The sequence below is a fragment of the Streptomyces sp. HUAS TT7 genome, assembly GCF_051550175.1.
Lineage (GTDB): Bacteria > Actinomycetota > Actinomycetes > Streptomycetales > Streptomycetaceae > Streptomyces.
Map to the genome: position 1 here is coordinate 416,417 of NZ_CP196175.1, position 20,778 is coordinate 437,194.

Genomic DNA, 20,778 nt, shown 5'->3' on the forward strand with positions numbered 1-20,778 from the left:
CTCTGTTCACTTCCCGTCGAAGGCGGGCGGGCGCCGGTCGGCCTTGGCCGCGTAGCCCTCGCGGGCGTCCTCGGAGGTGAGGGTGAGGGCGGCGGTCAGCGCCGTACGGTCGAGGGCCGCGGCGAGCCCCGCGTCGGCGAAGGCGTCGATGTTGCGCTTGACGGACCGGACGGCCAGGGGCGCGTTGTCCGCGATCTCGGCCGCGAGATCCATGGCAGTGTTGCCCAACTCCCCCTTGGTGACGATCTGTTGGATGATTCCGATGCGTTCGGCGGTGGGGGCGTCGATGCGGCGGCCGGTGAGTGCGAGCAGTTTGGCCCAGCCGGCGCCCGCGTCGCGCGCGATCCGCAGATCGCCTCCGGCGTCGACGGCCACGCCGAGGCCGGTCTCCGGCAGCGCGAAGACGGCGTCGTCGGAGGCGATCCTGATGTCGGCCATCAGGGCCAGCTCGAAGCCGAAGCCGAGGCAGTAGCCCTGGACGGCGGCGATCACGGGCTGCGGCAGCCCTGCGAAGGCGGCGAAGCGCTCGTGGACCCAGCGGATGCCTTCGTAGTAGCGGTGGGTGCGTTCGGCCGGGGAGCGTCCGGTGATGGCGCCACCGGGGGCGGTGACGTCGATTCCGGCACAGAAGGCGCGGCCCTCGGCCCGCAGCAGCACGACCCTGACCGACTCGTCGAAGCGGATGCGGTCGGCGAGCAGTCCCAGCTGGCGGCTCGACTCCCAGCTCCACCCGTTGAGCTTGTCCGGCCGGCACAGGGTGAGGACGCCGACGCCGGAGCCGGTGACGTCGAGCCGGATCCGCTCCTCACTCTCGGCGACCCGCCGGTCCAGGATGTCGATCATCACCTCTCCCTTTCTTTATGCTGACTATCCGTCAGACATGTCGAATACGTCGAGACTAGGGGACTTCCGTGCATGGCGCACCCCTGCGGGAGGGGGCGCCGCCCGGGCCGGGTGATGCTCCGGCCTTCGCTTTGGCAAGCCCTTGCTCTTCGTTGGGCGCGTGTTCATCGGTTCCCACCACCGCCCCACACCCAACAGCGGCAAACTGACTGGCAGGTCCACGTCACTGGTCTCAACCGACAGCTCTGAAAGGGGCGTTCATGGCCGAGTTGACACGACGCAGACTGCTGGGATCGGCGGCCGGAGCCATCGGCGGCGCGGCAGCGCTGTCCCTGCTGCCGCCCAGCGTGCAGAAGGCCGTCGCCGCCGGACCGCCACGCAACGGCTCGCTGCGCGACGTCGAGCACGTCGTCATGCTGATGCAGGAGAACCGGTCGTTCGACCACTACTTCGGCACTCTCTCGGGCGTGCGCGGGTTCAGCGATCCGGGCGCCCTGAAGCTGCCCAACGGGCGTTCGGTGTTCTACCAGCCCGACTCCGTGAACCCGCGGGGCTACCTGCTGCCGTTCCACCTGGACACGCACAGCACCAGCGCGCAGGCCATCCCGTCCACGAACCACGCCTGGGCCGTGCAGCACCAGTCATGGAACGGCGGCAAGATGGACCGGTGGCTGCCCGCGCACCGCAAGGCGGACGGCGTCAACGGGCCCTATGTGATGGGCTATTACACGCGCGAGGACATCCCGTTCCAGTTCGCGCTCGCGGAGACCTTCACCATCTGCGACAACTACTTCTGCTCCGTCTTCGGCCCGACCTGGCCGAACCGCCTGTACTGGATGACGGCCAGCATCGACCCGGGCGGCACCAAGGGCGGCCCGGTGATCAGCAACTCCGCGCCCACGCCGTACCGCTGGACGACGTACGCCGAGCGGCTCCAGGCGGCCGGGGTCAGCTGGAAGGTCTACCAGCAGGACGACAACTACGGCTGCAACGTGCTGGAGCAGTTCAAGGCCTTCCGGGACGCCAAGCCGGGCTCTCCGCTGTACGAGCGCGGGGTGCGCCCGCAGCCCGAGGGCACCTTCGAGGACGACGCCCGGAACGACCGGCTCCCGGCGGTCTCCTGGATCATGCCGACGAGCTACCAGTCCGAGCACCCCGACTATCTGCCGGCCGCGGGGGCCGACTTCGTGGCGCAGAAGATCGAGGCCATCGCGTCCAACCCGAAGGTGTGGGCGAAGACCGCCTTCATCCTCAACTACGACGAGAACGACGGCCTGTTCGACCATGTGGCGCCGCCGACCCCGAAGGCGGGCACCGCGGACGAGTTCATCGGCGGGCTGCCCATCGGCGGCGGCTTCCGGGTGCCCGCCATCATCATCTCGCCCTGGACCGTGGGTGGTTGGGTGGCGAGCGAGGCCTTCGACCACACCTCGGCGCTGCGCTTCCTGGAGCACTTCACGGGGGTCAAGGAGCCGAACATCAGCCAGTGGCGTCGCCGCACCTTCGGCGACCTGACCTCCGCCTTCCGGTTCAGCAGCACCTCGCCCCGGCCGCCGAAGCTGCCGGACGACACGGCGGAGCAGCTGGAGGAGGCCAAGCGCGAGGTGGCCACGCTGCCGAAGCCGACGCTGCCCGGTGCGACCCAGCACTTCCCCAAGCAGGAGCCGGGTCACCGCCCGCACGTGTAGCCCCCTAGCCAGGCGGAGCCCCCTGGGGCTCCGCCCCAGACCCCGAGGCGCCTTGCCCACCCGCCCGCCCGTCGCGCAGGGTTGGATGGTTCCGGCCCCTGGGGCTCCGCCCCAGACCCCGTTCGCGCCTGAACGGCGCTCGTCCTCAAACTCCCCCAAGGACTTAAGGGCCAGGGGGGAGAAGCCGAGAACTTGGGGGAGCGACCAGCCGTCCACGGGCCGCGGACGGAAACGGGGTCAGGCGGTCGGGCTCGCGGATGGAGCCGGGGCGCCCGAGTGGCGCTGTGGCAGCAGGGCCTTGCAGAGCGCGAAGGCCTGCGCCGACTTGGGGTCCGAGGTGTTGAGGCCCCGCATGCCCCCGCCCCCGCCGGCCCCGGGCGAGGCGGACGGCAGCACCACCCCGTGGTCCTTGAGGCAACTGGCGAAGGCCTTCATCGCGGTGCTGTCACCGCCGCCACCCCGCCCATTGAACTGCGGCCGCTCGCTCGCACAGGCCTGCGCGGCCCGCCTCTGGGCCGGATCCGCGGAGACCCCGCCCCCGAAGCCGCCGAACCCGCCACCTCCGCCGGGCCGCCGGGCGGCGCCGCTCGGCCGGCCGCTGCCGCCAGGCCGGGGCGCCATCGTGACCCCGTGCTGCGCCAGGCACTGGCGGTAGGCGTCCATGCCCTTGGAAGCGGACGCGGAAGACGCGGGCTTCGCCTGGGCGCTGGGGACGGCGGCCGAGGACGAGCAGGCCGCGAGCAGCAGGCCGCACGCGGCGACGACGGTGGCCGAGACGGCGGCCCGCACGGCGATCGCGGTGAGCGCGGTGGCGGGCCGGCGCTTGGTCCAGGTCATGTCCGGTGTCTCCTCTGTACGTCGGTCTGACGGCGTGCGTCGGTCTGGCGACGGCCTCGCTGGAGGGGTACGCCGTCGGCGACCCACGACTGAACCGCACCCGGGTGGGCGCCTCCAGGGGAAGGACTGGGAGTTCCCTGGACGTCCGGGCCCGTGCGGGACTCCCGGGACACCCGTGGTGATCCGATACGTAACCGCACGCCCTCAATGCGAAGTTTCTGCGGCATCGGCGCTCCCAGGGAACTCCCAGAAAGCTCCCAGACGTTCCAAAGTGCGGGAGGTCAGGATCCGCCGTCATGAAGGTGCTCCCACGACGGCGCAAAGCCGTCCTGATCAACTCGGTGCTCGGTGTGGCCGTCCTGGCGGGTGCCGGCGGCGCCTACGCGGCGGTGACCAGCCACACCGACACTCCCGCGCGGGCCGGCTCGAAGACCGTCGAGGTCACCAAGGGCACGGTCCTCGCCACCGTGTCCGGCTCCGGCGCGCTGGCCTCGCCGAACGACGCCGGGGTGAACTTCACCACCGGCGGCAGGCTCACCGAGGTCGACGTCAAGCCGGGCGACAAGGTGTCCCGGGGCCAGGTACTCGGCAAGGTGGACGCCACCGCCGCCAAGGAGACCCTCGCCCAGGACGAGGCATCGCTGACGGCGGCCCAGGCCAACCTCACCAAGGTGCAGGAGGGCCAGCCGAGTTCGAGCACGGCGTCCGGTTCGGGAGGCGGCTCCTCGACACGCGGCTCCGCCAACACCGCGCCCGCCCCGGCCGCCTCGCCGACGGTCGACCCCGCGCAGCTCGCACAGGCCGAGGCGCAGCTCACCCAGGCGCAGAACGCGGTGGACGCGGCGCAGCGCGCGGTGGACGGGACCACGCTCACGGCCCCGGTGGCCGGGACCGTCGCGTCCGTGTCGGCGAAGACGGGCGACACCGTCACCGGAACCGGCGGCAACGGCACGAATGGGGGCGGCGGAGGTTCGGGCAGTGGGTCCAACTCCCCTTCCAGCAGCGTCAGTTCGTCCTCCTCTTCCGCCCTCTCCGGCTTCGTGGTCCTCACCAACCCGTCCGGCATGCAGGTCACCGCGAACTTCTCCGAGGCCGACGCGCTCAAGCTGAAGCCGGGCCAGGCGGCCACGGTCACGCTGAACGCGGAGTCGGGCACGGTCCTCAACGCCAAGGTACTGTCGGTCAGTTCACTGCCCGTCAGCTCCGGATCGGGCTCCGGCGGGGGCGGCGGCAACAGCAGCTCGGGGAGCGCCGTGCAGTACGCGGCCACCCTCACCGTCACCAGCCCCACCGCCGACCTGCGCACCGGGCTCAGTGCCGGCATCCAGGTCGTCACGGGTGAGGCGTCCGGCGCCCTGTCGGTGCCGACCGCAGCGGTGACGGGCACCGGCGCCAACCGTGCGGTGACCGTGGTCAAGGCCGACGGCACCACCGAGCGCACGCCAGTCACGGTGGGTCTGGAGGGCGACAGCTCCGACCAGATCCTCAGCGGTCTGAGCGAGGGCGAGAAGGTGCAGCTGGCCAGCGTGTCCGCGACGGGCAACGGCGGCTTCCCGAGCGGCGCCTTCCCCGGCGGCCTCGGCAGCGGTGGCGCACGCACCCGCGGAGGCGGGGGCGGCGGCACGAGCGGCGGGGGCGGCGGCTTCCGTGCCGGTGGCGGCGGAGGTGGCCGCGGATGACGCCGCCCCTGTGGCCGCGCGGAGCCACGGCGCTGCCCGAGGCGACGCCCGGCAACGAGCCCTGGGCTCCTGCGCCGGTGATCGAGGTGCGCTCCCTGATCAAGACGTACGGGCATGGAGACGCGGCAGTCCACGCGCTCAGCGGGCCCACCGACCCGGTGAGCGGCCAGGCCCTCGGCGTCGAACTCGTCGTCGAGCAGGGCGACTTCGTCGCCGTGATGGGAAGTTCCGGCTCGGGCAAGTCGACCCTGATGAACATCCTCGGCTGCCTCGACGTGCCGACCTCCGGCCGGTATCTGCTCGACGGCATCCACGTCGGCGGCCTGGACGAGCGCCAGCTCTCGCTGGTACGCAACCGCAAGATCGGCTTCGTCTTCCAGTCGTTCAATCTGGTGCCGCGCACCCCCGCGCTCGCCCAGGTCGAGCTGCCGCTGGCGTACGCGGGTGTGAAGCCCGCCGAGCGGCGCCGGCGGGCCGAAGCGGCACTCACCCTGGTCGGGCTCGCCGACCGGATGGACCACCGCCCCAACGAACTCTCCGGCGGTCAGCAGCAGCGCGTGGCCGTAGCCCGGGCGCTGGTCACCGCGCCCGCGATGCTGCTCGCGGACGAGCCCACCGGAAACCTCGACAGCCACAGCACCGAGGAGGTGCTCTCCGTCGTCGACCGGCTGAACGCGGCGGGGCGCACCGTCGTGCTGATCACGCACGAGGACGAGGTGGCCCGGCACGCCAAGCGGGTCATCCGGCTCGTCGACGGAAGGATCGTCGACGACGTACGGCAGGCTCCCGTCGACGGTCCGCCGCCCGCCCTGCGCGAGGACGACTCGCTGGTCGGAGGCGGCCGGTGAACCCGTTCGAGACGCTGCGCTTCGCCTTCGGCGGGCTCGCGGCGAACAAGGTGCGCTCCGCGCTGACCATGCTCGGAGTGCTGATCGGCGTGGCCGCGGTCATCGTGCTGCTCGCGGTCGGCAACGGCTCCTCGCAGGCCGTGAAGGACTCGATCGAGAAGCTCGGCACCAATGCGCTCACGGTGTCCTCGGGCGGCGGCTTCGGCGGCTCGCGCTCATCCGGCGCCACCGTCACCAAGCCGCTGACCGTGGACGACGCGAGGGCACTCGCCGACCCCGCGTCCGCGCCGCACATCGAGTCGGTCGCCCCGGAGACCACCACATCGCAGACCGCGCTGTACGAGGGCACCTCGCACTCGGTGAGTCAGGTCGTGGGCACCTACCCGGCGTATTTCAAGGCGTCCAACAGCAAGGTGACCAAGGGCGACTACTTCAGCTCCGACGACGTGCTCGGCTCGCGCAAAGTGGCTGTGATCGGCTCGACCACGGCGACCGACGTGTTCGGCACGGCCGACCCGGTCGGCAGGAAGATGACGCTGGGCGGCACGCCGTTCACGGTCGTCGGCGTCCTCGCCACCAAGGGCGGCACCGGGTTCCAGGACCCGGACGACGTGGTGATCGCGCCGCTGCCGACCGTGCAGAACGCCTTCACCGGCTTCGGCTCGATCGGCCAGATCCTCGTCGAGGCCAAGTCGGCCGACGCGACGACCCAGGCGCAGAACGAGATCACGACCGTCCTGATGGGTCGGCACGGCATCAAGGACCCGAACGTGCTCGACTTCCGGGTCAGCAGCCAGGCCTCCCTGCTCACCACGCAGGCGGACACCAACAAGACGTTCACGGTGCTGCTCGGCGCGGTGGCGGCGATCTCCCTGCTCGTCGGCGGGATCGGCATCACCAACATCATGCTGGTGACGGTGACCGAGCGGACCCGGGAGATCGGCATCCGCAAGGCGATCGGGGCGCCGCGGGGCGTCATCCTCGGGCAGTTCCTCGCCGAGTCGACGCTGCTTTCGCTGATCGGCGGCGGGCTCGGGGTCGCGGCGGGCCTGATCGGCTCGCACTTCACGATCGTCGGCATCAAGCCGGTGATCATCCCCGAATCGGTCGTCGGCGCCTTCGCGACCGCCGTGGCCATCGGGCTGTTCTTCGGCGGCTACCCGGCCAACCGGGCCGCGAGCCTGCGGCCCATCGAAGCCCTGCGGCACGAGTGAACCCCATGTACGGACAGGGAGAGGACATGTTCGGCAACGCCGAGATTTTGGAGAGCGCCGGCCCCACGGAGACCGGCGATCCGGAGGACATCCTCGCCGAACCACCGGACGCCCGGGACATTTCGGCCGAGCTCAGCGCACCGCCGCGGCAGCAGCTGCCCTGGCTGACGCTGGTGCTCTCGGGCTCTTTGGTGGCGGGGCTCGCCTTCGCCGGGGGAGCCCTGGCGGAGAAGAACCAGAGCCAGGGCTCGGCATCGGCGACCCAGCGCACTCCGTCCGCCGCCGGGGCCCGCGGCGGCTTCGGGCAGGGCGGCCAGAGCGGCCAGCGGCAGGGCGGAGGCATCCCGGGCGCGGCGGGCGGGCTGACCATCGGTACGGTGAAGCTCGTCGACGGCAGCACCATCTACGTCACCGACACCCAGGGCAACGTCGTCAAGGTCACCACTGCCGGCAGCACCCAGGTCACCGAGGCCAGGAGCGGCAAGGTGTCCGATCTGCAGCCGGGCCAGACGGTGACGGTGCGCGGCAGTCAGAATGCCTCCGGGGATGTCGCGGCGACCACCGTCACCCAGGGCGGCGCGAGCGGCTTCGGCGGTGGCCGGGGCTGACCGCGCACCCACCGCCCACGCCGCCACGAGGAGGAACCCGATGGACACGGCTGTGCCCGAGGCGAGCCTGCTGGTCGTCGACGACGAGCCCAACATCAGGGAGCTGCTCTCGGCCTCGCTGCGCTTCGTCGGCTTCAAGGTCGTCTCGGCGGCCACCGGGGCCGACGCGCTGGCCGCCGTCGCCAAGGAGCGCCCGGACCTGGTGGTGCTCGATGTGATGCTGCCCGACATGACGGGTTTCGCGGTCGTGCGCAGGCTGCGCGAGGAGCCCGGCGGCGGCCCGGGCGCCGACCGTCTGCCGGTGCTCTTCCTCACCGCGAAGGACGGCGTCGACGACAAGGTCAGCGGTCTGACGGCAGGCGGCGACGACTACGTCACCAAGCCGTTCAGCCTGGAGGAGCTGATCGCCCGGATCCGCGCGATCCTGCGCCGCACCGGCGGCCCGAGCGGCGAGGGCCGCCTGGTGGCGGGCGACCTCGAACTCGACCCGGTGGGCCACCAGGTCCTGCGGGCCGGGCGCCCGGTCTCCCTCTCCCCGACCGAGTTCAAACTGCTCGCCTACCTGATGACCAACGCCGACCGCGTCGTGTCCAAGCCGCAGATCCTCGACCATGTGTGGGCGTACGACTTCGGCGGCGACCTCAGCATCGTCGAGTCGTACATCTCGTACGTGCGCCGCAAGGTGGACTCCGGGGCCGACGGCGCGCCCAAGCTCATCCACACCGTGCGCGGCATCGGCTATGTGCTGCGCCGCCCGCAGTCCTGAGGTGCCGGCCCGATGCTGAGATACCTGTGGGCGCGGTTCGGGTGGCTGCCGCGCCGCTTCGCCGCCCTTTCGCTGCGCTCGCGGCTGGTGCTGCTCGCGATGGCGCTGGTGGCGCTCGGGCTGACAGTGAGCGACACCGTCGTCCTGAGCTCGGTGCGCGGCCAGTTGGTGCAGCGCGTCGACCAGCAGCTGAACCGGTTCGGGGATTCGGTGGCGCACCGGGTCGGCGTCGAGGGCACTCCGGCGCCGCGCGCGGGCCGGTCGGGCCGGTCCTGGCTGCCCAGCCAGTATGTGATCGCCTTCGCGGCCGACGACGGCAAGGTCACCGAGCAGTTCCGCCAGCCCGTCGCGGCGGGCGACCCCCGGCCGCTGTGGCCGGTGATGGACGCGAAGGCGCTGCGGGCACACCTGGGCAAGCCCTTCGAGGTACCCAGCGATCACGGCGGCGGCAGCTGGCGGATGCTGATCGTGCCGGTGGACAGCGGCGACCCGGCGCTCCCTGCCGGAGTCGTTGTGGCCGCGCCCCTGGAAGAGGTCTCCTCCACGGTCGACCACCTGGCCACGGCCTTCCAGCTCATCGGTGTCGTCGTGGCGCTGCTGCTGGGGGTGGCGGGCTGGTTCGCGGTGCGGGCGGGCCTTCGTCCGCTGCGCCGCATCGAGGCCACGGCGGCGGAGATCGCGGCAGGACGCCCGCTCTCGCACCGCATGCCGGACGCCTCGCCGCGTACCGAAGCCGGACGGCTGACCAGCGCGCTCAACGGGATGCTGGCGCAGCTGGAGTCGGCGTTCGCGGCGCGCGCCGAGTCGGAGGAGCAGATGCGGCGCTTCGTAGCGGACGCGAGCCACGAGCTGCGTACGCCGCTGGCCGGCATCCGGGGCTTCGCCGAGCTGTACCGGATGGGTGCGCTCCCCGACGATGCCGATGTGAAGCGCACGATGGCCCGCATCGAGAGCGAGGCGGTGCGCCTCGGCGGGCTGGTGGAGGACCTGCTCACGCTGGTCCGCATGGACGAGCAGCGGCCGCTCCAGCTCGCCCCGATGGATCTGCGCACCCTCGCGGTGGACGCCCTGCACGACACGAGGGCCCTGGACCCGACGCGCGAGGTGACCCTGACCGGGCCGGGCGGCGAAGGTCCGCCCGGTCCTGCCCCGGTGCTCGGCGACGAGGCGAGGCTCCGCCAGGTGGTCGCGAACCTCGTCGGCAACGCCGTCGCGCACACACCGTCCGGCACTCCGGTACGGATCGGGGTGGGCGCCGTCGACGGCCGCGGCCTCATCGAGGTCGCGGACTCGGGCCCGGGTCTCACGCCCGAACAGGCGGCCCGGGTCTTCGAGCGGTTCTACCGGGTGGACGCCTCGCGCAGCCGGCAGACCGGGGGCGGCGCGGGGCTCGGCCTGGCCATCGCCTCGGCGCTCGTCCAGGCCCACCAGGGGCAGGTGGAGCTGGAGGCGGCTCCGGGCGAGGGCGCGCTCTTCCGGGTGCTGCTCTCCGCGGCACCCTGATCGGCTCCCACTCCCCCGGACCGGCCCGAGTGCGGGCGGGGCCGGGGGCTCCTAGCGTGGGTTCATGATCCGGTTCGAGCAGGTCAGCAAGGTCTACCCGGACGGCACCCGTGCCGTCGACGACCTGTCCTTCGAGGTCGCCGAGGGCGAACTGGTCACGCTCGTCGGCCCGTCGGGCTGCGGCAAGACGACCACGATGATGATGGTGAACCGGCTCATCGAGCCCACGTCGGGCCGCATCCTCGTCGAGGGCGAGGACATCGCGACGCTCGACCCGGTCAGGCTGCGCCGCCGGATCGGTTACGTCATCCAGCAGGTCGGGCTCTTCCCGCACCGTACGGTCCTCGACAACACGGCGACCGTCCCGGCGCTGGTCGGCTGGAAGCGGGCGAAGGCCCGGGCGCGGGCGGCCGAACTGCTCGACCTGGTCGGCCTCGACCCTGCGAAGTACGGCCCGCGCTACCCTGCGCAGCTCTCGGGAGGCCAGCGCCAGCGGGTGGGCGTGGCAAGGGCGTTGGCCGCGGACCCGCCGGTCCTCCTCATGGACGAACCATTCGGAGCGGTGGACCCGGTCGTACGCGAACGCCTCCAGAACGAGTTCCTCAGCCTCCAGGCGACCGTACGCAAGACGGTCCTCCTGGTCACCCATGACATCGAGGAGGCCGTACGGATGGGGGACCGCATGGCGGTGTACGGGTCCGGACGCATCGAGCAGTTCGACACCCCGGCGTCGGTCCTGGGGGCGCCGTCCACCGCATACGTGGCCCAATTCGTGGGCGCGGACCGGGGGTTGAAGCGCTTGTCGGTGACGAGGGTCGAACCGGACGACCTGGAGCAGCCGCCGATCGTACGGCTCGACGAACCCGCGGAGGCGGCCGCGGCCCGGCTGCGCGGCGAGGAGGCGCGCTGGGCCGTGGTGCTCAACGAGGGGGGCGAGCTGCACGGCTGGGTCGCGGCGGACGAGCTCTCCCTCGCGGGTTCGGGCTCGGTCGCCGACCTGGCTCGGCGCATGGAGGCGTGGGTGCCGGTAGGGGCCCCGCTCAAGCAGGCGTTCAGCGAGATGCTGCAGTACGACGCGGGCTGGGTGGCCGTGGTGGACGGCGCCCGCTTCCTCGGCGTCCTGACCCCGGCGAAGCTGCACGAGGCGCTGCGGAGGTCGGTGGACGCGGATGCGCTGGGGGTGGCGCGGGGGGAGGTCGACTTCGACTCGGTCGCCGACGCGTGAGGGGGGCCCGCTGAGGGCGCCTGCCCACCCGTTCCGCCGTGCGGAACGGGTGGGCACAAGCGGGGTGGGAAATCCGGGCCCGCATGCGCCTTACGTTCCGCGGAGCGCGTGGCTACCATCCGGTAGCCCTCGTACCGGGCGCCCCACAACACCCCCCGCTGGAGCCGCCATGCGCCTCGCCCCCGCCGCCACCGCGCTCGTCCTGCTCACCGGCACGATCGCCCTCGCCCCCGCCGCCCAGGCGACCGCCCCCGCCCCCATCCCGGTCGTGTTCGTGCACGGCCGCAACGCGGACCCCGGCGTCTGGGGCACCATGAAGGACCGCTTCAGGCAGGCCGGTTACCCCGACGGGGACCTCTTCGCCTGGGGGTACGACTCCAGCCAGTCGACCAACGAGGTGCTGGCCGGCCAGTTCGCCGCATACATCGACTCCGTGCGCGCCCAGACCGGCTCCTCTCAGGTGGACATCGTCGCGCACAGCCAGGGCAGCCTCCCCACCCGCTGGTATGTGAAGTTCGGCGGCGGCACGCAGGTGGTGCGGCACTGGGTCTCGCTCGGCGGGCCCAACCATGGGACGAGTCTGGCCTGGGCGTGTTCGATCTGGGACCAGGGGTGCCGGGACATGACGCCGAACTCGTACGTCGAGAGCCGTCTGGCGAGCGGCAACGAGACGCCGGGCCCCACGAAGTACGCCACGTTCTGGTCGGACTGCGACGGCTTCATCCTGCCGAACAGCAGCGTGCCGCTGTCCGGCGCCGTCAACACCGATGCCGGCTGCCTCGCCCACAACGACCTGCTGACCGACGCCCCCACCGCCCAGGGAGTCCTCAACTTCCTCAAGAAGTAGTCCAGTTGACCAAAGGCTCACGACATCAGATCAGTCGCTTCGACTTGAGATAGTTCCTCGCCACGTCCTCCGGCAGCCGCCGCCAGCTGTCGACCTGTTCGTTCAGGGAGGCGAGGTCGGCCGTGGTGAGCACTGTGTTGAGCTTGTCCAGCGCGCCGGTCACCCCCGTGCTGCCGGCGCGTGAGCGGTTCACCACCGGCACGATGTAGTCGGCGTTCTGCAGGTGTTTGTCGTCGGCGAGCAGCACCAGGCCGAAGGCGGAGAGCGTGGCGTCCGTCGTGGTGGTCAGGACCATCTGATCCTGACCACTCTGGACGGCCTGCTTGGCCTGTGTCGTGCCGACCCCCTTGGGGTCGACGGCCGTGACATCGATGCCGTACGTCTTCTTCAACCCCGGCTCGCAGTACGGGCGTTGGACGCATTCGTCGCCTGCCGCGAGCCGTACCGGAAGCTTCGCCGCACCGAGGTCGCTCAGCGTCTTGAGCCGGTGCTCGCGCGCGTACGACGCGGCGACGGCGAACGCGTTCTGGTCGACCGCCTTGCCCGGGTCGAGGACGGTGAGCCCGCGCGGGGTGGCCAGGGCGCGCAGGGCCGTCATCGTACGGTCGAGGTCCGGTGAGCCGACCGGCTTCGCGTCGGGCCCGTGGGCCTTGGCGTTGAGCCAGTCGGCGAAGGTCGCCGCGTACTCGGGCACCACGTCGATCTGCCCGCTCTCCAGGGCGGGTTCATAGATCTCCCGGTTGGTAACCGAGAGGATCTTCGTGCGGTAGCCCGCCTTGCCGAGCAGCAGCGCGTACATCTGGGCGAGGACGTCGCTCTCGGTGAACCCCGCCGTGCCGATCGTCAGGTGCTTGTTGTCGCCGGGCGGCGCGGTGACCGAGCCCTGCTTCTCCAGGCTCGGCCCGGTGGTGCAGGCGGCGACCGCCGTCAGGGCGAGGACGGCCGGCAACAGGCGCGGGCTCAGCAGCCGCGGCTTCATCCGAAACCGCCCCTTGCCCACTGCGGCGCGAACCGCTGGACCGCCTCGAAGATCCCCTCCACCACCAGCGCGAAGACCGCCACGAGCACGGCGCCCGCGACGACTTGGGGCGTCGAGGCGAGGTTGAACCCGGCCGTGATGATCCGGCCGAGCCCTCCGCCGCCCGCGAGTGCGGCCAGTGTGGCGGTCGCGACGAGCTGCACGGCGGCGATCCGCACACCGGTGAGGATCAGTGGCAGGGCGAGGGGCACCTCGACGCGGAGCAGGAGCTGGCGTCCGGTCATGCCCATGCCCCTGGCCGCCCGCACCACATCGCGGTCGACCTCGCGCATGCCGACGTAGGCGTTGGTCAGCAGCGGCGGTACGGCGAAGAGGATCAGCGCGACGATCGTCGGCCCCTCGCCGTATGTGCCGAGCGGGGTCAGCAGGAGCAGCACGAGGATGGCGAAGGTGGGCACGGCCCGGCCCACGTTCGAGATGTTGACGGCGAGCGTCCCGCCCTTGCCGAGGTGGCCGAGCACCAGCGCCACGGGCAACGCGATGAGGCAGCTGAGGACGAGGCACAGCGCGGTGAGCCAGAGGTGTTCGCCGAGCCGGTGCCAGATGCCGTTCTCGCCGGACCAGTGGGCGGCGGAGGTGAGCCACGACCATGCGTCGGAGAGCGTGTTCATGCGGGCTCCGCCCTCGTCCAGGGCGTAAGGAGCCGCTGGATTCCGAGCAGCACCAGGTCGGCGGCGACGGCGATCACCACGCACAGCACGGAGGCGGTGAGCACCTGTGCCTTGAAGTACGTGTTCATCCCGGAGTAGATCAGGTTGCCGAGCCCGCCGTAGCCGACGATGGCGCCGACCGTCACCAGGGACACCGCGGAGACGGTGGCGATGCGCAGACCGGCCATGGCGGCGGGCACGGCGAGCGGGAGTTCCACGGCCAGGAGCAGCCGTACCGGCCCGTAACCCATGCCCCGGGCCGCCTGCCGGGTGTCCTCGGGAACGGCGCGCAGCCCGGCCAGGATGTTCCGTACGAGCAGCGTCAGCGAGTACAGGACCAGGCCCGCGATGACGAGGGACGCCGAGAGCCCGTACACCGGGAGCAGCAGCGAGAACATGGCGAGGGACGGGATGGTGTAGAGCACCGTCGTGACCCCCAGTACGGGACCTGCGGCCCAGCGCCATCGCCGGGCGGCGACGGCCAGCGGCACGGCGATGACCAGGCCGAGCAGGACCGAGACCGCCGTCAGGTGGAGGTGCTGGAGCACCGCGTCCCAGAGGATCTGGCGACGGCTCGACAGATAGGCGCCGCAGATCCATTCGTTGCGCGCGAGGCAGTCGTCGGGAGGCGCGGTCACCCGTTCATTGGAGCCCGGGGCCCCGGTCGGCCGCGCGTCCTGGTGGGCTGTCCGGGGCATACGTTGAGATACGGGGTCAAAAGGGGGACTCTTGGGGTAGGTGCGGCCGGGAGCCACCGGTGCGTGGAGGCCACCCGCCCGGTCGGGAAGAGGTGAGTGCCGTGCGCGTACTCCTCAGGGCGATACTCGACACCGAGAAGACCAACGACGCCATTCGCAACGGAACCATGCAGAAGTCGATGCAGGCCACGATGGAGGCTCTGCGTCCCGAGGCCGCCTACTTCACCACCGAGGAAGGGTGTCGTACGGCGTTCATCTTCTTCGACCTGGCGGACCCGTCCCAGATGCCGAAGATCGCCGAGCCGTTCTTCATGGACATGGGCGCCAAGATCTCCTTCGTGCCCGTCATGAACGGGGACGACCTGGAGAAGGGGCTCGCCGCCCTTGGCTGACCGTCGCGGGGCTTCGCGGAGGCCGGACCACAGACGTGGCCCGGCCCTCTCGGTCTAGAACCCCGCGTCGCAGCAGCCGTCGCGGCGCATCAGGCGGCCCACGTCCAGCCAGTCCTCGGCCTTCGCCGCCGCATGCCGCTCGTGCGGCTCGTACGCGGACACGAGATCGGTGGTCGTGTACGGCACGCCTCCCTTGACCACGCCGGTGGTGCGCACCAGGGAGTCGAAGTCCGTGAACGGGTCGCCGTCGACCAGCGTGAGGTCGGCGAGCCTGCCGCGCTCGACCGTGCCGAGGTCCTTGTCGAGTCCGAAAAGGCGGGCCGGCAGAACGGTCGCGGTGCGCAGGGCAGCGGCCGGGGAGAGGCCGCCCAGGTGGAGGGCCCGCAGGCTCAGATGGAGGGAGAGCCCGACGGGCACGAGGGGCTGGTCCGTGCCAAGCGCCACGAGTCCGCCCCCTTCGAGCACCCTGCGGTAGACGTCGGTCTCCCGGTGCAGGGTGGCCAGTTGGGCCGGGCTCGGTGCCGTGCCCGCCGACTGCTTCACGGCCGCCGAGTCCCACGGCGGCATCACGGCGGTGACCCGCGGGTCGTCGGCGAGAGCGGGGTCCGAGCCGAGCAGCGGCGCGGAGGTGAACGGCGTCACGATGAGCGCGAAGTTGATCCCGCGGGCCGTGTAGATCTCGATGACGTCCTCGTAGGCCTTGCCGGTGGCGGAGGTGGCATGTCCGAACTCGGCGCGCTGCGTTGCCAGTAGATGGGTCGTCAGATCCTGGCCGACCTCCACTCCCGGGGAGACGAGATGGCTTCCCGAGCGCACGCCGAGTCGTTCGTGGGCGAAACGTGCGGCCTCCTGCATGAGCCAACTGGGCGCCCGTACATAGGTTTTGACGAAGTCCCAGTCGAGTGCGGCGCCGCGTTCGAGGGAGCGCCGGAGCCCGGCCTCGGTGCGGTGGGCGCGGCCCATGCTGTAGGCGACCCGGGATCCGTCGAGCAGCTCCCCGGTGGTCAGCAGGCGCGGCCCGGCGAGCTGTCCGGTGGCCACGGCCTCGCGGATGCGGGCCTGTTCGTAGGCGAACCCGCCGAGCGACACGGCGGTGGTGATCCCGTACGTGAGCTGGCCGACGGTCTGGCGGCCGCCGTATGTGCTCTGCCACGGGTGGGTGTGGGTGTCCCAGAGTCCGGGGAGGACGGTGCGGTCGGATGCGTCGACGGTCCGCTGGGCGGCGCGCCTGCGGTGGGGTTCGACGGAGGCGATGCGTCCGGCGCGTACGACGATGTCGACGTCGTCCCGCACGGAGTCGCCCGTGCCGTCCCAGAGTCGTCCGGCGTGCACCACCGTGTCGGCGGGGGCGGGCCTGCGCTGGTCGAGGGCGACCCGCACGGTGCGCGCGGCTCCGCCGTCGACGCCGATGAGCCGCAGCCGTGCGCCGGACAGATAGAGCAGGGTCTTGGAGTCGCCGGACCAGGAGGGGTGGTCGGCGGGTTCGGTGGTGAGGGAGCGCGGCGGGCCTTGCGGGGTGCCGTCGGGGGCGACGGGAAGCAGGCACAGCGCGGATTCGACGACGACCGCCATCCAGCGGCCGTCGGGCGACCAGACGGGCCCCGAGTCGTAGCGGTCGGCGATGGAGACGTGCGGGGCCACGGCGTGCAGCTTGTCCGCGCCGGTGGTGGTGTCGACGACGCGGATGACGTTGTAGCCCTCGCGGAAGCGCAGGTTGAGCCGGTTGCGGTCGCACAGCGCGACGTAGCGCCCGTCGGGCGACCAGGTGGGCCGGCCGGGCAGCCCGCCCGCGCCGAGCGGGGTCACCAGGACGCGTTCGGCGCCGCTCGCCAGGTCACGTACGACGAGCCGCCCGGACATGTCGATGGCGGCGAGGCGCTTGCCGTCGGGCGAGAGCGCAGGGTGCACCCGGCCGCCCGTCGCGAGCGCGCTTTCCTCGCCGGTGGCGAGATCCCGCCGGTAGACGCCGAGCAGCCCGTCGCGGTCGTCGGCGTACAGGAGCGAGCGGCCGTCGCGCGCCCACATCGGCCCGAGGAGGTAGCGGGTCGCGGGCGACTGCCGCAGCCGCTCCGGCGGTCGCGAGCCCGAAGTGTCGGTGATCCAGAGCGAGTTGAGTGCCGCGAAGGCGATGCGCCTGCCGTCGGGGGACAGTGCGGGCAGGTGGATGCCGCGCACCGGGCGCACCCGTTCCTCGCCGAGGTCGTACGACTTGACCTGATAGCGCGGCCGGTCGACGGGCAGCTCGCCCGCGAACGGGATGACCTCGGGCTCCGTCGGGTTCTCCGGGCGCACGAGGGTGAACCGGCCGTCCAGGGTGAGCAGCAGCTCGCCGTCGGTGGTCCAGCGCGGGGGCATCGGGGCGATGTCCCCGGCGACCGGGACGGGCTTGCCGTCGACGACGAGTGTGCAGGAGGCGTTGGGCGCGGCGGTGGTGCGCAGGTAGGCGAGGCGGCGGCCGTCGGGCGAGAGCGCCGGAGTCATGACCTGTGCGTTCTCGGTCTCGCTGTGCTCGACGGTGACCGCGCCCGCACCCTGGGCGGGAACGGAGGCGACGGTCCTGGACTCCACGCCGAGCCCGGACGGGGTCGTGACGGCCTTGGCGCGGACGAACAGGATGCGCTTGCCGTCGGGTGACCAGGTGGGGTCGAAGTCCTCCCACGGGCCGTCCTGGAGCGGGCCGTCCTGTCCGGACAGCCCGGTGAGTCTGGTCAACTTGCCGGTGTGCAGGTCGAGTTGATGGATGCGGTACGGGCTTCCTGCCACCGGGTCGCCGCCGCGTTCGGAGGCGAAGACGATGCGCGTGCCGTCGGGCGACCACGCGGGGCCGCGGTCGTCCCACGGTCCATCGGTGCGCTGGCGCACGTCGGTGCCGTCGGGCCGCATGGTCCAGATGTGGTAGCCGCCGCCCTTGTAGGCGCAGAACGCGATGAGCCCGCCGTCGGGGGCGTAGACCGGCCGGGTGGGTTCGAGTCCTGCCGGGGTGAGCGGCTCGGCCTCGCCGCCGGCGCGGGGCAGCGACCACAGGACGTCCTGGACCTCGGCGATCAGATGGTCCCCCGCGGGCGAGAGGCTCGCCGCGCCATTGGTGGAGGCCGTGAAGGAGAGGGAGAGTCCGGTACGCGGCGCGGCAAGCGCGGGGGCGGGTATGGCGCCGACGGCGGTGACGGCCCCGGCGGCGCCCGCGGCGGCGAGGAGTTGACGGCGGGAGAGGGAGAGGGGGGTGGCGGTGTTGTCACGGTCCATGACACAGCACGCTCGCGCACCGTACGGCGCAGGGGCAACACCGCCATTCCCGCCAAATCGTCATGACCCACCGTCAAACCCCGTAAAATTCAGCCCACTTGAGCCGCCCATCAGGCGGTGTGCACCTCCAGGACCGTCACCGAGTACGGCGCGAAAGTCGCGGTGAAGGTGGGTGCCACTCCGATGATGGTGCGGCCGCGCGGGACGACCGCGAGCGGGTCGGCGAGCGTGTTGGTCGCCTGTGGATGCGCCCCCGCGAGCACGGTCACGGCGGCCGAGGCATCGGTGCGGGCGACGCCTTGCAGGGTGACAGTGGTCTTGCGGGCCGTGCCGCCCGTGTTGACCACCGCGAGGTGGATGCGGCGGGCGCCCGGATCATGGGTGGTGACGACGTTGAGCCCGGGCAGGGCGCGCACGGCGGTCGGCAGGACGACGGTGCCGCGTCGCGTGAGCAGGAGCTGCTGTGCGTAGTAGCTCGGCGAGTTGTAGCTGGTCAGCGCGTCGTAGGCGATGAGGTTGGTGGCCCAGGTGTTGTCGCGTACGTGGCTGAACAGCGGGGCGTACGCTTCCATCAGGACCTGGTCGGAGTTGCGGATGATCCCGGCGAGCCAGGAGGCGTCGCCCAGCGCGGCGTTGAGGTCGGGGGTGGGCCGGCCCTCCTGCGAAGCCCACTCCCCCACGAACACCTTCGGGCTGTTGCGGTCGCGCCGGTCGTACTTGTGGGAGCCGGCCTGGAAGGCGGCGGGCGACTGGTAGTAGTGCTCGTCGATCAGGTCGTACGGGCGGGATGCCACCGGCGTGGTGGCGATCAGCTTCAGCGCGGGGAAGCGGGCCTTGATCGCGTCGTGGAAGGCGGCGTAACGCTCCTCGTAGGAGCCGGACTTGTCGAACCAGTCCTCGTTGCCGATCTCGACGTACTTGAGGGGGAACGGCTTGGGGTGGCCGTCGGCGGCACGCCGGGCACCCCAGCTGGAGGTGGTGGGGCCGGTGATGTACTCGATCTGGTCGACGGCATCCTGCACAAGGGGCTTGAGCGCGTCTCCGGTGACGTGGGCGCCCTGGAGCGAGTACCCGGCGTACACGCACAGCAGCGGCATGCAGCCCAGGTCCTCGGTCATCTGGAGGTATTCGGGCAGGCCGAGGCCGTCCGTCGACCAGTAGCCCCAGGCGGAGTTGTGGTGGCCCGGGCGCTGTTCGACGGGGCCGATCGTCTTCTTCCAGTCGAAGCGGTCGGCGATGACGTTGCCTTCGAGGTAGTTGCCGCCGGGGAAGCGCAGGAACTTCGGTTCCAGGGCGGCGAGTTTCTCCATCAGGTCGACGCGCAGCCCGTTCCTGCGGCCCTTGTAGGTGGGCGGAAAGAGGGAGACCTGGCTCAGCCACAGCGTGCCGGGGGCGGAGGTGGTGACGACGAGGCGGGCGTTCGCGGTGGTGGGGGCGCCGGCGGCGGTGCGCAGGGTGAGCTCGTACATGCGCCAGGATCCGGTGAGGGGCCCGGTGGTGCCGGTGGCATGGACCTCGCCGTCGGCGCCGATGACGGCGACGGTCAACTTGGCTGTGGAATCGGCCGACTTGGCGTAGAGAGAGGCACGGTACGTGGTGGACGGGCGGACCGGGATGCCCCAGTAGCCCTCGTTGGCGACGCCGTCGCCCGCCGCCTTCGCGGTCACGCGCAGGGACTGGGTGAGGGCGGAGTTGAGTGGCTGGGCGGTGTCGATGGCCAGGGTCGCGGAGCCGGTGGCGCTCCAGTGGAGCGGGGTGGCCGCGGCCATGAAGCTGCGGTTGTTGACGAGTTCGGCGTACAGGCCGCCCTCGCCGCTGTGGTTGATGTCCTCGAAGAAGATCCCGCCGAGTTCGGTGCCGACCTGGGGGCCGGGGCGGGTGGTGTCGACGGTCAGGAGGGGCTGGGTGGAGTCGACCGGTACGCCAGCGAGCGCGGCGGCATCGGTCGCGGTGAGGGCGGTGTCGAAGACCTGGACGTCGTCGATGAGAGCGCGAGCCTGGTCGACCCGGGCTCCGCCGAACAGTCCCCGGCCCACCGCGGTCGCCCCGGTGGCGCGCCAGCCTGCGGCGTAGGGCACCTCGCCTTCCAGGACGCCGTTGACGTAGAGGCGTATGACTCCCGCCGCCTTGTCGTCGACGCCGAGCAGGTGGTACCAGACGCCGGTCACGGGCGCGGAGGCCGCCCCGGCGACGCCCGCCCCGCCATTGGCCGAGGTGGAGTCGTTCGGCAGCCGGGTGAACGCGAACGCTCCTGTGTCGTCCCGGAGTTGGAGATAGAACCCGCTCACCGCGAGCCCGTCGACCGAGACGAAGGTCTGGTACCCGGCGGTGCCGGTGAGCCGCACCCACGCGGCGACGCTGAAGCTCTTCGACGTGTCCACCACTGGGCCGGACGCCGACGCGTTGCCGCCCGCCGAGACGTCGAGGGCGGCCGCGCCGGACTTCGCGGCGCCCCACTTCGCACCATCGGCGAGGGTGAGCGCGCGGCCGCGTCCGGAGCTGTCGGCGGCGGTCGCACCCGCGCCCTCGTCGAAGGCCCAGTGGGCGACGGGAGCGGGCAGCGCCGACTCGGCCGCTCGCGCCGGGGAGGCCGCGAGCGCGGGGCCGATCGCGCCGGCCAGCGGCAAGGCGCCGAGCGCGGTCACGATCGCTCTGCGGCTGGGCCCGGAGGCCGGGGCGGGGGTGGGTTGTGTCATGC

Annotated in this window: 17 protein-coding genes; 10 read left to right on the forward strand and 7 right to left on the reverse strand. The window is 71.8% G+C overall.

What is annotated here, in order from left to right; genetic code table 11:
• Positions 1-6: 6 nt before the first annotated feature.
• On the reverse strand, positions 7-843 hold the full coding sequence (locus ACSHXC_RS02020) for an enoyl-CoA hydratase/isomerase family protein (protein ID WP_438289842.1): 837 nt from the start codon (positions 841-843) through the stop codon (positions 7-9).
• A 260-nt stretch (positions 844-1,103) separates the two neighbouring features.
• On the opposite strand from ACSHXC_RS02020, the gene ACSHXC_RS02025 reads away from it, so the two are divergent.
• Positions 1,104-2,531, forward strand: coding sequence for an alkaline phosphatase family protein (locus ACSHXC_RS02025; protein ID WP_438289843.1), 1,428 nt, complete (start codon positions 1,104-1,106; stop codon positions 2,529-2,531).
• Positions 2,532-2,768: 237 nt separating this feature from the next.
• Here the strand turns inward: ACSHXC_RS02025 and ACSHXC_RS02030 are convergent, their stop codons facing one another.
• On the reverse strand, positions 2,769-3,368 hold the full coding sequence (locus tag ACSHXC_RS02030; protein ID WP_438289844.1) for a hypothetical protein: 600 nt from the start codon (positions 3,366-3,368) through the stop codon (positions 2,769-2,771).
• Positions 3,369-3,664: 296 nt separating this feature from the next.
• Here ACSHXC_RS02030 and ACSHXC_RS02035 point away from each other — a divergent pair, with 296 nt between their 5' ends.
• The 8 genes from ACSHXC_RS02035 (at position 3,665) to ACSHXC_RS02070 (ending at position 12,058) form a co-directional block, all read left to right on the forward strand.
• Entirely contained in the window at positions 3,665-5,047 is a 1,383-nt protein-coding gene (locus tag ACSHXC_RS02035; protein ID WP_438289845.1) for an efflux RND transporter periplasmic adaptor subunit, read from the forward strand.
• A complete protein-coding gene (locus ACSHXC_RS02040) occupies positions 5,044-5,895 on the forward strand; it encodes an ABC transporter ATP-binding protein (RefSeq protein WP_438289846.1) in 852 nt (283 codons plus the stop codon). The genes ACSHXC_RS02035 and ACSHXC_RS02040 overlap by 4 nt, the downstream gene beginning before the upstream one ends.
• Positions 5,892-7,109, forward strand: a complete 1,218-nt coding sequence (locus ACSHXC_RS02045) for an ABC transporter permease (protein WP_438289847.1) — start codon at positions 5,892-5,894, stop codon at positions 7,107-7,109. The genes ACSHXC_RS02040 and ACSHXC_RS02045 overlap by 4 nt, the downstream gene beginning before the upstream one ends.
• Before the next feature lie 26 nt (positions 7,110-7,135).
• Complete coding sequence (locus ACSHXC_RS02050) at positions 7,136-7,717, forward strand: hypothetical protein (RefSeq protein ID WP_438289848.1); 582 nt, start codon at positions 7,136-7,138, stop codon at positions 7,715-7,717.
• 40 nt (positions 7,718-7,757) lie between these two features.
• Positions 7,758-8,483 (forward strand): response regulator transcription factor, encoded by a 726-nt coding sequence (locus ACSHXC_RS02055; RefSeq protein ID WP_438289849.1) that lies wholly within the window; start codon positions 7,758-7,760, stop codon positions 8,481-8,483.
• 12 nt (positions 8,484-8,495) lie between these two features.
• A complete protein-coding gene (locus tag ACSHXC_RS02060) occupies positions 8,496-9,986 on the forward strand; it encodes a sensor histidine kinase (protein WP_438289850.1) in 1,491 nt (496 codons plus the stop codon).
• 64 nt (positions 9,987-10,050) lie between these two features.
• Complete coding sequence (locus ACSHXC_RS02065; protein ID WP_438289851.1) at positions 10,051-11,211, forward strand: ABC transporter ATP-binding protein; 1,161 nt, start codon at positions 10,051-10,053, stop codon at positions 11,209-11,211.
• A gap of 169 nt (positions 11,212-11,380) precedes the next feature.
• On the forward strand, positions 11,381-12,058 hold the full coding sequence (locus ACSHXC_RS02070; protein WP_438289852.1) for an esterase/lipase family protein: 678 nt from the start codon (positions 11,381-11,383) through the stop codon (positions 12,056-12,058).
• Between the two features lie 25 nt (positions 12,059-12,083).
• Here ACSHXC_RS02070 and ACSHXC_RS02075 read toward each other — a convergent pair whose 3' ends face one another.
• From ACSHXC_RS02075 to ACSHXC_RS02085, 3 genes are read right to left on the reverse strand one after another with little or no spacing between them, the layout of a single operon-like run.
• Positions 12,084-13,037 (reverse strand): ABC transporter substrate-binding protein, encoded by a 954-nt coding sequence (locus ACSHXC_RS02075; RefSeq protein ID WP_438289853.1) that lies wholly within the window; start codon positions 13,035-13,037, stop codon positions 12,084-12,086.
• Positions 13,034-13,708 (reverse strand): ABC transporter permease, encoded by a 675-nt coding sequence (locus ACSHXC_RS02080; protein WP_438289854.1) that lies wholly within the window; start codon positions 13,706-13,708, stop codon positions 13,034-13,036. Before ACSHXC_RS02080 ends, ACSHXC_RS02075 begins: the two co-directional genes overlap by 4 nt.
• Complete coding sequence (locus ACSHXC_RS02085; RefSeq protein ID WP_438289855.1) at positions 13,705-14,385, reverse strand: ABC transporter permease; 681 nt, start codon at positions 14,383-14,385, stop codon at positions 13,705-13,707. Before ACSHXC_RS02085 ends, ACSHXC_RS02080 begins: the two co-directional genes overlap by 4 nt.
• A gap of 161 nt (positions 14,386-14,546) precedes the next feature.
• Here ACSHXC_RS02085 and ACSHXC_RS02090 point away from each other — a divergent pair, with 161 nt between their 5' ends.
• Complete coding sequence (locus ACSHXC_RS02090) at positions 14,547-14,837, forward strand: hypothetical protein (protein ID WP_438289856.1); 291 nt, start codon at positions 14,547-14,549, stop codon at positions 14,835-14,837.
• 54 nt (positions 14,838-14,891) lie between these two features.
• Here ACSHXC_RS02090 and ACSHXC_RS02095 read toward each other — a convergent pair whose 3' ends face one another.
• Positions 14,892-18,080, reverse strand: a complete 3,189-nt coding sequence (locus tag ACSHXC_RS02095) for an amidohydrolase family protein (RefSeq protein WP_438289857.1) — start codon at positions 18,078-18,080, stop codon at positions 14,892-14,894.
• A 110-nt stretch (positions 18,081-18,190) separates the two neighbouring features.
• Positions 18,191-20,776 carry an alpha-L-arabinofuranosidase C-terminal domain-containing protein gene (locus ACSHXC_RS02100; RefSeq protein WP_438289858.1) on the reverse strand — a complete coding sequence of 862 codons (2,586 nt, stop codon included), beginning with the start codon at positions 20,774-20,776 and terminating at the stop codon, positions 18,191-18,193.
• Positions 20,777-20,778: the final 2 nt, after the last annotated feature.

Excerpts from the sequence above, each read along its gene's own strand:
- ACSHXC_RS02040 (WP_438289846.1), top strand. The coding sequence starts at position 5,044 with ATGACGCCGCCCCTGTGGCCGCGCGGAGCCACGGCGCTGCCCGAGGCG.
- ACSHXC_RS02050 (WP_438289848.1), top strand. The coding sequence starts at position 7,136 with ATGTTCGGCAACGCCGAGATTTTGGAGAGCGCCGGCCCCACGGAGACC.
- ACSHXC_RS02060 (WP_438289850.1), top strand. The coding sequence starts at position 8,496 with ATGCTGAGATACCTGTGGGCGCGGTTCGGGTGGCTGCCGCGCCGCTTC.
- ACSHXC_RS02100 (WP_438289858.1), bottom strand. The coding sequence starts at position 20,776 with ATGACACAACCCACCCCCGCCCCGGCCTCCGGGCCCAGCCGCAGAGCG.
- ACSHXC_RS02075 (WP_438289853.1), bottom strand. The coding sequence starts at position 13,037 with ATGAAGCCGCGGCTGCTGAGCCCGCGCCTGTTGCCGGCCGTCCTCGCC.
- ACSHXC_RS02065 (WP_438289851.1), top strand. The coding sequence starts at position 10,051 with ATGATCCGGTTCGAGCAGGTCAGCAAGGTCTACCCGGACGGCACCCGT.
- ACSHXC_RS02070 (WP_438289852.1), top strand. The coding sequence starts at position 11,381 with ATGCGCCTCGCCCCCGCCGCCACCGCGCTCGTCCTGCTCACCGGCACG.
- ACSHXC_RS02095 (WP_438289857.1), bottom strand. The coding sequence starts at position 18,080 with ATGGACCGTGACAACACCGCCACCCCCCTCTCCCTCTCCCGCCGTCAA.
- ACSHXC_RS02035 (WP_438289845.1), top strand. The coding sequence starts at position 3,665 with ATGAAGGTGCTCCCACGACGGCGCAAAGCCGTCCTGATCAACTCGGTG.
- ACSHXC_RS02080 (WP_438289854.1), bottom strand. The coding sequence starts at position 13,708 with ATGAACACGCTCTCCGACGCATGGTCGTGGCTCACCTCCGCCGCCCAC.
- ACSHXC_RS02055 (WP_438289849.1), top strand. The coding sequence starts at position 7,758 with ATGGACACGGCTGTGCCCGAGGCGAGCCTGCTGGTCGTCGACGACGAG.
- ACSHXC_RS02030 (WP_438289844.1), bottom strand. The coding sequence starts at position 3,368 with ATGACCTGGACCAAGCGCCGGCCCGCCACCGCGCTCACCGCGATCGCC.
- ACSHXC_RS02025 (WP_438289843.1), top strand. The coding sequence starts at position 1,104 with ATGGCCGAGTTGACACGACGCAGACTGCTGGGATCGGCGGCCGGAGCC.
- ACSHXC_RS02020 (WP_438289842.1), bottom strand. The coding sequence starts at position 843 with ATGATCGACATCCTGGACCGGCGGGTCGCCGAGAGTGAGGAGCGGATC.